The 11,473-nt window shown below is 69.2% G+C and carries 6 protein-coding genes; 2 read left to right on the top strand and 4 right to left on the bottom strand.

The annotated features are described in order from the left end of the window. Positions 1-45: 45 nt before the first annotated feature. Positions 46-1,383, top strand: a complete 1,338-nt coding sequence (gene prsR, locus F793_RS0100940) for a PEP-CTERM-box response regulator transcription factor (protein ID WP_018876712.1) — start codon at positions 46-48, stop codon at positions 1,381-1,383. An 8-nt stretch (positions 1,384-1,391) separates the two neighbouring features. Then, positions 1,392-4,238 (top strand): XrtA/PEP-CTERM system TPR-repeat protein PrsT, encoded by a 2,847-nt coding sequence (gene prsT / locus F793_RS0100945; RefSeq protein ID WP_231366518.1) that lies wholly within the window; start codon positions 1,392-1,394, stop codon positions 4,236-4,238. Between the two features lie 887 nt (positions 4,239-5,125). On the opposite strand, the gene F793_RS0100950 is transcribed toward prsT, so the two are convergent. From F793_RS0100950 to F793_RS0100965, 4 genes are all read right to left on the bottom strand, one after another. Then, positions 5,126-6,091 carry a PEP-CTERM sorting domain-containing protein gene (locus F793_RS0100950; protein ID WP_018881927.1) on the bottom strand — a complete coding sequence of 322 codons (966 nt, stop codon included), beginning with the start codon at positions 6,089-6,091 and terminating at the stop codon, positions 5,126-5,128. A 381-nt stretch (positions 6,092-6,472) separates the two neighbouring features. Continuing rightward, a complete protein-coding gene (locus tag F793_RS0100955) occupies positions 6,473-8,731 on the bottom strand; it encodes an RND family transporter (protein WP_018881926.1) in 2,259 nt (752 codons plus the stop codon). Continuing rightward, positions 8,731-10,620, bottom strand: coding sequence for a LysM peptidoglycan-binding domain-containing protein (locus F793_RS0100960; RefSeq protein ID WP_018881925.1), 1,890 nt, complete (start codon positions 10,618-10,620; stop codon positions 8,731-8,733). The genes F793_RS0100955 and F793_RS0100960 overlap by 1 nt, the downstream gene beginning before the upstream one ends. 37 nt (positions 10,621-10,657) lie before the next feature. Beyond that, positions 10,658-11,473 (bottom strand): outer membrane lipoprotein-sorting protein, encoded by an 816-nt coding sequence (locus F793_RS0100965; RefSeq protein WP_018880169.1) that lies wholly within the window; start codon positions 11,471-11,473, stop codon positions 10,658-10,660.

Consider the following 11,473-nt stretch of genomic DNA (forward strand, 5'->3'; position numbering starts at 1 on the left):
TCACCATCACGTCCTCCCGGGGCCGGGTGCAAAGTAATGGAGTCGATGCTCAAGCTGCTGATTGTCGAGGATGACGCCGGCCTGCAAAGCCAGTTGCGCTGGTGCCTGGACGGCTACGAGATCCTGCAGGCCCAGGATCGCGCGAGCGCGATGGCGCATATGCGCCGGCACGAGCCCGAGCTGGTCACCCTGGACCTCGGCCTGCCCCCCGACCCGGCCAACGCCACCGAGGGCCTCGCGCTGCTGGAGGAGATCCTGGCGTTCAACCCCGGGGTCAAGGTGATCGTGGTCACCGGCAATGACGATCGCGAGAACGCGCTGAAGGCCGTCGCCCTGGGGGCCTACGATTTCTACATCAAGCCCGTGGATGCCGAGCTCCTGCGCCTGATCGTGGACCGTGCCGCCCGGCTGTACGAACTCGAGGAGGAGAACCGCCGGCTGGCCCGCGGCAGCACCTCTTCGCTGTCCGGGATCATCACCTCGGATCCGCAAATGCTGCAGGTCTGCCGCATGGTGGAGCGCGTGGCGCCCTCCGACGCGACCGTCCTGCTGCTGGGCGACAGCGGGACCGGCAAAGAGGTCCTGGCGCGCGCCGTCCACGACCTCAGCAACCGCGCGAAGGAGCGCTTCGTCGCGATCAACTGCGCCGCGATCCCGGAGAACCTCCTGGAGAGCGAGCTGTTCGGCTACGAGAAAGGTGCCTTCACCGGCGCGACGCGCCAGACCATCGGCAAGATCGAGCATGCCGACAAGGGCACGCTGTTCCTGGACGAGATCGGCGACCTGCCGCAGAGCCTGCAGGCCAAGCTGCTGCGCTTCCTGCAGGAGCGCACGGTCGAGCGCCTCGGCGGGCGCAACGAGATCCCGGTGGATGTCCGCATCATCGGCGCCACCAATCAGGACCTCCAGGCCCTGATCCGGGCGGGCGACTTCCGCGAAGACCTGTTCTATCGCATCAGCGAGATCAGTATCGACATCCCGCCGGTGCGCGAACGCCAGGGGGATGCGACCCTGCTGGCCCACGCCCTGCTGGAGCGCTTCGCGCGCGAGCAGGGCAAGCCGCGCCGCGGCTTTACCGCCGACGCGCTGCGCGCGATCGAGGGCCACCCCTGGCCCGGCAATGTGCGCGAGATGGAAAACCTGATCCGGCGCGCCGTGATCATGGCCGACGGCAACCTGGTGACCGCGGAGGACCTCGGGCTCGAGGACCACGACCAGGAAGCGCCGCCGGAGCGTCTGCGCGAGGCCCGCGACCGGGCCGAATACCAGTCCGTGATCAAGGCGATGGGCCGCTGCAACGGCAACATCGCCCAGGCGGCCGATACCCTCGGCATTACCCGTCCAACGCTCTACGGCCTGCTCGACAAGTACGGGCTCAGATGAGGCACACCATGGTGACTACCCGATACACGAAACAAGCATCCGGCCCGGCCCGGCCCCGTCACAATGGGATACTGCCGGGACGCCTGAAGCCGCTGGCACTGGCGGTGGTCCTGGCCACCGGCGTGGGCCTGGCGGGCTGTGACCAGATCGGGACGGCCAGCGAACAGGACTACCTCGACCGTGCCCAGGCCCTGCAGGAACAGGGGGACTACCGGGGCGCCCGCATCGAGTATCGCAACGCCCTGCAACTGAACACCGATGCCCCGGCCACGCGCCGCAGTCTCGGCGTGGTGTATCTGCAGCTGGACAACCCGGAGGAGGCCCGCCGCCAGCTGGAACGGGCGCAGTCGCTCGGTATCCCGGAGGCGCAGGTGGCGCTGCCGCTGGCCGAGGCGTGGTTCGCGACCGACCGCTTCGCGCGGATCCGGGCGCATTCGGTGCCGGAGGATCTCGCCGCCGAGGAGCGGCCACGGCTGCACGCGCTGCGGGCGGTCGCCTTTGCCGCCGTGGGCGAGCGCGACGCCGCGGAGGCCGAGCTGGCACAGGTCGAAGCGTCCGAGCAGGCGCCGCTGCAGGCCCTGGCGCATGCCCATCTGGCGATGGCCGAGGGTGATGCCGAGCGGGCGATGGCCTCCCTCGAACAGGCGCTCGATCAGGACCCCGAGCTGGCGCATGCCTGGAGCCTGCTGGGCGAGTACCGCCGTATCACCGGCGATTCCGAGGGCGCGGAAGAGGCCTTCACCCGGGCCATCGAGGTGCGCCCGGCTTCCGGACGTGACTACATGGCGCGCGCGATGGTGCGCCTGAATGCCGGCGATTATGAAGGGGCGCGGGCGGACGTCGACGGCCTGATGCAGGGTGGCTCGTCGCATCCCGGCGTGCATTACCTGGACGGGATGCTCCTGATGCAGGAGGAACGCTACAGCGACGCGCGCGCGAGTTTCGAACGGGCCGTGGCCGGAAATCGCACCTACAGCCCCGCATTGCTGGGGCTTGGCCTGGCGCATCGCAGCCTGGGCAATCTGGAGCAGGCCGAGCACAACCTGAACCGGCATGTGCAGGAGAGCCCGGGATCGCTGCAGGGCATCCGTACCCTGACGGCGATCTATCTGGAACAGGATCGGGTGGAGGATGCGCTGCGGTTCGTGGACCGGGTCAGCCGCGACTACACCGGCGATCCCGCCGACATGGCGGAGCTGCGCGGGCGCCTGCTGCTGGTGGCCGGCGACTCCGAAGCCGGGATCGAAGCCTTGCGCGATGCCGTGGCCGCGAGCCCCGGCTCTCAGGGCCTGCAGGAACTCCTGGCGGTGGCGCTGCTCCGGGGTGGCGAGACCGAGGAAGGCCTGGACGTGATGCGTGCCGCCGGTGGCGGCGAGGTTACGGCGCAACAGGTCGATACCACCATGGTGCTCTACCTGTTGCAGGCGGGTCGCTATGACGAGGCGCTGGAACGCGCCCAGCGCCTGCAGGAGCTGCAGCCGGAGGCCGCCGGCCCGCTGAGTCTCCAGGGCGCCGCCCTGATGGGACTGGGCCGGACCGACGAGGCGCGCGCCGCGTTCCGCGAAGGGGTCGAACGGGACCCGGACGATATCTCCGTGGCGATGAACCTTGCCAGCCTGGAATTGCAGGCCGGCAACCGTGGCGCGGCACGGGAGGTCCTGGAAGCGATTCAGGATCGCCACCCCGGGCATGCCCGCTCCGCGCAGCGCCTGGCCAACCTGAGTCTCCAGGACGGGGACCAGCAGGGCGCCGCCCGCTGGTTTCGGGTGGCGATCGAGTCACAGCCCGAGATGCTGCCACCGCATCTCGCGCTGGCCCAGATCCAGCTCCAGGGCGGCCGCCCCGAGCAGGCCCTGGAGACGCTCGAGGCTGCGAGTGAGCATCATCCGGACAATCCCGACCTGCTGTATGCGCTGGCCGATGTCCAGCAGACGCTCAATCGGCCCGATGCCGCGGTCGCCAGTCTCGAGGCGGCCGTCGAGCAGGCGCCGGACAATGTGAACCTTCGGCTTGCCCTGGCCCGCGCGCATGCGCAGGCCGGTGACGAGGCCGCCACCGAGGCCACGCTGCGCGAGCTGCTGGAACGCCAGCCGGAACATTACCGGGCCCGCGTGCTGCTGGCTCGAGGGCTGGTCAACCAGGAGCGCACGGAGGACGCCCGGCCGCATCTGCAGCGGCTGGAAGAACGCTTCGAGGATCGCAGCGAGGTCCAGGCCCTGCTGGGACGTGCGGCCCTGCAGCGGGATGATCCCGCGGCCGCCGTGCGGCATTACCGGGCCGCGCTGGCGGACCCGGGTGGCCAGCGCCGGGACTGGGTCCATGAACTGGCCCGAGCGCAACGGGAATCCGGCGAGTTCGAGGCCGGCCAGGCCACGCTGGAAGACTGGCTCGACGAGCACCCGCAGGACCTGGCCACCCGGCACATCTATGCGGCGCAGCAAATGGCAACGGGCGACGAGTCGGGCGCCGTGGCCTCGTACCGCCGCATCGTCGAGCAGGATGCGGACGACGTGATCGCCCTCAACAACCTGGCCTGGACCTTGCGTGAACGCGAGACCGAAGAGGCGCTCGGACACGCGCGCCGGGCCGCCGAACTGGCCCCGGAGGCGCCCCCGGTGCTGGATACGCTGGCCGTGGTGCTGATCCACGCGGGCGAGCCGGCCGAGGCCGCGGATATCTTGGGTCGCGCGCACGCGCTGGCTCCGGAGGATCCGGGCATCCAGTACCACCTGGCCTGGGCGGAAAGCGAACAGGGCGAGTCCGCAGCTGCCGCGGAGCGTCTGCAGCAACTGCTGGAGGCGCACGAGGCATTCCCGCAGCGGGCGGACGCCGAGGCCTTGCTCGAGCGCCTGTAAGCCCGAAGACGTCCGACGTTCGAAGGGGCTGCCACAGGCAGCCCCTTTTTTCATGCCTGCCCGTACGCCTGCACGGCCGGGATGACGGTGTGTGGGGGTATGAGGCCGGGAATCTGGATGCCCTGTTCCGTCCCCTGTAGGAGCCTGCTCGCAGGCGAATGCTCCTGCCCGCGTCCGGCTCTGGCAGGGGCTTCGCCTGCAAGCAGGCTCCCACAAGGATGTTTCCACCGCGCACCCCTCTGTCGTCATCCCGGAGACCGCGCAGCGGTTATCCGGGATCTGCCGGGGGCTGGCGCGGCGTCGGTGGCGGGGGTGGGAGATCCCGGCTCTTCGCTTCGCTACGGCCGGGATGGCGGAGTGTGGGGGAGTGCAGCGGTGGGGAATCCGGATGTCCTGATGTGACCCCTTGACCCCTGTGGGAGCCTGCTTGCAGGCGAATGCTCCTGCCCGTGCCCGACTCTGGCAGGGGCTTCGCCTGCAAGCAGGCTCCTACAAGGATGTTTCCACCGCGCACCTCCCTGTTCGTCATCCCGGAAACCGCGTAGCGGGTATCCGGGATCTTCAGGGCTGGCGTGGCGTTGGTGGCAGCGTCGGGAGATCCCGGCTCTTCGCTTTGCTGCGGCTGGGATGACGAGGTGTGGGGGAGCGCTGGACCTGGGGTGACGCGGGTGTGTGGGGGCGTGGTGTCCGGGGCGGATTGAAGGGCGTGGGGGAAGGCTCTGACTGGGGTGTAGATGATGGTGGTGCGTGATGGTTGGTATGCCCAGGGCTGGGCGTGGGGTTGCCGTATGGGCCGGGGCCGGGCAGAAAAAAGGGCTCCGCGGAGGGAGCCCTTAACTCGGTGACCCCACAGGGGGGGGGGACACCAAGGCTGTTGGTGGTGCGTGTTATGCGGCCTGGCGGTGGGTGCTGTTGGAGCGGCGGCGCATGCCACCGACTCCGATGAAGCCCGCCAGGATCAGCAGGGACAGGCCCATCAGCGCCAGGGTGCCCGGTTCCGGCACCGCGAAGCGCAGGCTGCCGTCGTGGGTGGACTGGGTTTCGCTGAACAGGGTCTGACCTTCACGCTCGTCGCCGTAGACGTCGTTGATGTCATCGCCGAAGAAGGTTTGGGGTGGCGGGGTCTGGATCGTGCCGGCGCTGGCGAAGGCCGAAACCATGAACGTCGGGGCGCCTTCCTCGTCTTCGATCAGATCAGCGAAGTCGATGCCGTCAGCGGTGAACCAGAAGCCCGGGAGCACGCTCACGACCTGGAACTCAAAAACGAAGTCCCCTTGGATGAAGTCCCCGCCCTGGCTGTCGAACTGCAGGGCGCTACTCCCGGACTTAAGGGCCAGCTCCATCACCTGCTCGCCGGCGCTGTAGTGGGCCGCCGCCGCTTCATAATCCTGACCAAAGCCTGAAGTGAAGTCAGACATGAACAGCTGGAAGTTGTCGGTGCCCACCGAGGTGTAGTTAGCGTTGACCACCCAATTGCCACCGACTTCACCGGCGCCGGTGACCACCCCGCGGAGTTCATCCCAGAGCAGGCCCATCGAGTAGTCAACGCCCAAGCTGTCACCTGTTTGCGGGGCAGGGCCGATGGTTGTCCGGTAGGCCGACGCATCGCCATAGCCGCGGTCGTAGAACACATCGCCCACCTGTACGGGGTTGTCCGCGTCTTGCACGTACTGGAAGGTCTGGGTGTTCAGGTCGAACTGGATGCGGCGGACGTTTTCGACCGAACCGCTGTAGTCCGCGGTGGCGTCGAGGTTGATGTCGAAGTCGATGATCTCTGCTGCTGTCGCCGTGCTCGCGCCGGCGGCGAACATGCCGACAAAGAGCGAAGCGAGAAGTACTTTTTTCGCGTTCATGGGGCTCTCCTGATGCTCAATTTACAGCGATTCAACCATCGCCGGGGTCTGGCCTGGTGGCCGTGTCTGTTGCTTTCGGTTGAATACAAAGCAGGCTCCGTGCCAATTTCCAGGCTCAGGGCGGACGGGTCGCAAGGCATTGAAAAGAAAGGAGAAAATTGGGGGTCAGCTGCTGGGCCATGGACCGCGTGATCGCAGGAGGGTCTTCTGGCCGGGGAACTGTAAAGGGTGTCGACGAGCGGGCCGGCTGGATGAGGCCGTCAGGACGCCCGAAACCGGAGAAACCGGTAAAGAATGTGCAAAAACAGAGGGTTGTTCGGATTACTTGGCTTGTAAAGCATCTCGACAGGCCGGCCGCCAGAGGCGCGACCGGGGGCTCGGTCAGGCCGCGCGGGCCCGCGCGAGCCGGTGCCCGACGACCAGCAGGGCCGGGAGGACCAGCAGGTCGAACAGCAGCGCCGCGATCAGCCCGAAGGCGGTCAACCAGCCAAAGGCGGCCGTGGGCTGGAAGTCGGACAGGGCCAGCAGCAGGAACTGGCCCACCAGCACGATGGTGGTGGCGGTGATCGCGCGCCCGCTTCGGCGGAAGCTGCGGGCGAGCGCCCAGGCGACCGGACTGCCCCGCCCGCGGCGCTGGCGATAGTTGTGCAGGATGTGGATGGTGTCGTCCACGGCGATGCCGATGGCGACACTGGCAATCATGGCCGTGGCCATGTCCAGCCAGATGCCGAGCAGGCCCATCAGGGCGAAGATCATCGCCACCGGTGCCAGGTTGGGGATCATGCTGAGCAGCGTCAGCGGGATCGAGCGCCACATCAGCAGCATCAGCAGCGTGATCATCGCGGCCACGGCATACAGGCTGTGCAGCTGCCCCTCGATCAGCAGGCGTTCCTGATCCGCAAAAAGTCGGGCCATCCCGGCCATGTCCCATTCCAGGTCGGCCGGCGGGTTGGCTTCCAGGTGGCCGCGCAGGTCGTCCATCAGTGCGTTGATGGCCCGCGCCCCGTGGGCGTTCAGGTTGAGCAGGATGCGGCTGCGTTCGAAGTCGCGGTCGACGGCATCGAACAGGTCGCGGCCGTCGTAGATGAACAGGTACTGGGCGACCAGGTTGGGGTCGTCCGGGATGCGCCGGAAGGCCGGGTCTTCCTCGTTGAAGGCCCAGTGCATCTCGGCGACGAGATCCGGCAGGGACAGGCTGTAGTCCACCTCGGGGCGCTGGTCCAGCCAGTCCTGCACGCGCTGGATGGCCAGCATGCGATCCGGATCCTGCAGGCTGTCCCAGTCCGGCCCGTCGAACACCACCTCCAGCGCCATTACCCCGGAGAGTTCGCGCTCCACCGCGCGGGTCGCCTGGGTGATCGAGTGGTCGTCGTCGAAGAAGGCGTAGAGGTCGGTTTCGACCTCGACCTGCCGGATCTGCGGGATCGCCAGGGCCACCAGGATGGCGGTGGCCAGCAGGACCCAGCCGGCCCGACGGATCGCAAGGTGTGCCGCCAGCGCGGTGAAGCGGTCGAGCAGGCGCAGGCCGCGCTGCGGGGCGAGCCAGTCGCCGCGATCCCAGCGCACCATGATCGCCGGCAGGAGCAGCAGTACGACCGCCGCGGCGAGGAGCACGCCGAAGGCCCCGATCAGACCGAAGGTCTCGATCGGCCGGATGCTGCTGACCTGCAGCGACGCCAGCCCCGCCGCGGTGGTCAGCGCCATGAACGCGGTGGGACGGGCCACGGCGGCCAGCGCCGCCTCCACGCGCGCGCGTCCCCGGTGGCCGCGCTGCGCGGCATGCAGCAGGGCGTTGAAGAAGTGCATCAGCATCGCCACCGTCAATGCGGTCAGCAGGGGCGGCAGGATTGCGGAGATCAGTGTGAACGGCCGGTCGAGCAGGATCAGCAGGGCGATCGCGGGCCCGGTGACCGCGCTGATCGTGGCAGCGGACAGCACGACCACCAGCGGGCGCCGGAACAGCCACCACAGCAGCAGGAGGCTGATGGTCATGGTGCCCGGAACCAGGAAGGCGAGGTCCTTGACCATGGCCCGGAGCTGCGCGACATCCAGGGCGATATGGCCGGCGATGGCGGTCAGCTCGCCTTCCAGGTCGTGCTCGGCGATCCGGTCGCGGAGCAGGCGTTCCAGCTGCAGGCGCTGCAGGCTGTTTTCCAGCGCGTGCGGGCGCACGACCACTGCCAGCGCCTCGCCGCCGGGGCCGGCCACCAGGCCGGGGGCGAAGCGGTCGCGCAAGACCCGCTCGCGCCATTCATCGGCCGTGCGTTCGTGCAGTGCGCGGCCGTCCACCAGGCGGTCCACGGTGAAGCCGTCGGTCGTGGCCCGGATGTGGTCCAGGGTGGTGACCGACAGGACCCGTTCGACGCTTGGGTCGGCCTCCATGTCGCGCACCAGCGCGTCGATGCGTTGCAGGAAATCGGCCTCGAACAGCTCGCTGCCGGTAAACAGGCCGACCAGTACCTGATCCTGAGGGAAGCGTTCGCGCAGTTCGCGATCGAAGGTGACGGCCGCGGCGTCCTCGGGGAAATAGGACTCGGGGGCGTTGTCCAGGTTGACCTGCAGGAGAACGGGGCCGGGCAGGAAGAGCAGCAGGGCCAGGATGCCCAGTGCCAGTCGCGGGCGCCCCAGCAACCAGCGCATCAGAACTGCCCCCGCCAGCCGGTGACGAGCATGCGGTTATCGCGGTAGAAGCCCCCGGCCGTGCCCTCGGCCCCGTCCAGCCAGTGCAGGCCGATATAGAATTCCATGGGTTCGCGGGCGATCCATGCCAGTTCCGGGTTCAGGTAGACGTCGCGGCGGTTGAGCCCGATCGAATAGCGCAGGCGCGCCCGCCAGTTGTAGTCGGCAAACGGGCTCTCCAGTTCTCCGGTCAGGAAGTAGCTTTCGCGCGCATCCAGCATGTCGCCGGCGTTCAGCAGGTGCTGGCCGGCCAGCTGGGTGGTCATGCGGAAGTCCCCGTCTCCGGGGAAGCCCTCGGCGCCGACCACCCAGTCGACCCCCTCCACCGTGGTCTGGCGCAGGTCATCCGCGCGGGTCACCGGCACGTCGCTCAGCCAGGCGGCCTCGGCGCGCCAGGTCCAGGCGCCGGTGGCAAAGGCGGTGTCGCCGCCCACCACCCAGGTGCGCGGGTGGACGGCCTCCAGCGTCGGGTCCCCGGGTGGCTGGCCGGCCAGCATGGCCTGGCGGGTGTCGGTATCGAAGCGGTAGTAGGGCTGCGAATGCCGGGCCCGCTGGACGGTGACGGCGAAATCGGCGCCGCGGCCGGAGCGCCCCAGGCGCACGCCGGCGCCGCCGTTGCCGGAGACATCGTCGTCCAGCGCGGCCTGCTGGATCACCGGCGCCAGCGCCGGGTCCTGTGGCAGCCCCAGCAGGCGTCCCCGGTTGCGGTCCACCGGGTGCCAGAGGCTGTCACGGTCGGGCAGCTCCGCCGGACGGAACAGGGGCAGGAAGACCAGGTCCGCATGCCACGGCCCCTGGAAGAATTCCGCGCGGATCGCCGGGTTCGCGCGGCGCCGTTCGCCGTACGGGTCCAGGCCGAAGCGGGTCAGGTCCTTGGTGCTGAGCCGGTCGGTGGGCGGGATCTCGTCCACCCGTCCCCACAGGATGCGCTGGGTGCCCACGGTGACGCGCGTACGATCGCCCCGGTAGCGCAGGAAATTTTCGTCATAGTCGGCGCGTGCGCGGGTGGTGCTCGGGTAGTCGCCGCCCTGCTGGGCCTGGATGTCCGCGCGCGCGCCCAGGCGCAGCTCCCAGGCCTCGTTCAGGTCGCGGCGGGCACTGACCACGCCGCGACCGTGCTGCACATGGTCCACGGGGCGCCCGGATGTGCCCAGCACGCCCAGTTCGATGCGGGCGTCCTCTACCCGCAGGTCCCAGGCGGCGGCGCCGGTCTGGGTGTCCGCGTCCGCATCCTCGGCCGACTCCTCGCCGAATACGAACGCGCGCTGTGCTTCGTCTTCGGCATCACCGTTTGGGGTGTCGCGCGACGGTGCCGGAGTGTCAGGCGCGGCGTCGCTCGCGGGAGCGGAAGATGCGTCGGCGACGGCGACGGGCGCAGCGGCGGACCCAGCCGTGGGCATGTCCGGGACCTGCAGCACCGCGCCGGCGCGCAGGGTATGCACGTCGCCGTCGAAGGCGTGCGGATTGTGTTCGAACAGGCGCTGGACCATCTCCCGAGTGGGGATGCGCGGGTCCGGACGCAGGCGCTCGGCCACGCTCCACAGGGTGTCGCTGGCGCGCACGGTGTAGCGGGTGCCGGCGCCCGGGGTGGGCTCGGATTCGGTGCGCGCAAGCTCGTCCGGCGCGGGCGGCTGGAGCGTCGCCCCGGCCTTCAGGCCCTCGGGCCCGCCGTCAAAGGCATCCGGGTTGCGGGCATACAGCGCCTGCGCCATGGCCTGGATGCGGACGGACGGATCGGGGCGCAGATCGCGGGCGATGCTCCAGAGGGTGTCGCCCGGCTGCACGGTATAGGGGGCCGGCGCCGCGGCGGCCAGCGGCATTGGCCCCAGCACCAGCAGCCCGGCGAGCACCGTGGCGCGCCATCCCCTGGGCCGGGGCGTGGGCGCTTCATGGGCGATAGGGGCGCGCAAGGCTCGGGTCCGACAGGCCGCGGAGGGTGAACAGTTCGTCCGGGAGGCCGCTGTTGTAGGTCACGTCCTCGACCTCGAGGATGGTGGTGCGGCCGCTGGCAAGATCGGTCATGGAGCTGCGGGTTACCGTCCAGTAGCCCTGGATCTCCTCGATCCGCTGTACCTCCAGGCGCTTCGCGGGCTCGTCGCCCCCTTCGTACAGGTCGATACGCAGCGGCAGGAGGGTCTCCTCGTGGATCCAGCTGACCCGCTTGCTGTAGACGGAGTTGCCGCTGTCCACGGGCACGCTCTCGAGCACGGTGACCGGGGTGCCCTCGTAGGTATCCTCGCCCAGGATGCGGTGGTGGTCCTTGTGCGGTTCGCGGTCTTCCAGGTCCTCGAAGTAGAGCTCGGACTGAACGAAGCTGCCACCCCGGTTCTCGCTGCTGATGCGGCGCTCGCGCTGGATCGCGGGCAGGTAGAGCCACTGGTCGACATCGCCGCCCGGGTGGTTGTGGACCAGAATGGCCGTGTCGGCAATGTTGCGCGGCGACGTAAAGCGAATGAGGTTGCGGCTGGCACCGGGCTCGTCGCCATCCAGCCGGTACTCGTAGCTTTCGCGCACGCGCTCGCGGCGGCCGCCGCCGGTGAGTGTCATGATCCCCCGGGTGACGGCATCGTCCCCGTCCGGGCGCTCGTGGACGGCGCGGGCCAGCTCGCGCGCCGCGGATTCCTCCGCCAGGGCCGCGGCCGGCAGGGTGGCGACCGCGAGCAGGAGGCCCGCGCCGAGCAGCATGGCGGTCCGGTTCATCAT

The sequence above is a fragment of the Thioalkalivibrio sp. ALE22 genome (assembly GCF_000381445.1).
Classification (GTDB): Bacteria; Pseudomonadota; Gammaproteobacteria; order Ectothiorhodospirales; family Ectothiorhodospiraceae; genus Thioalkalivibrio.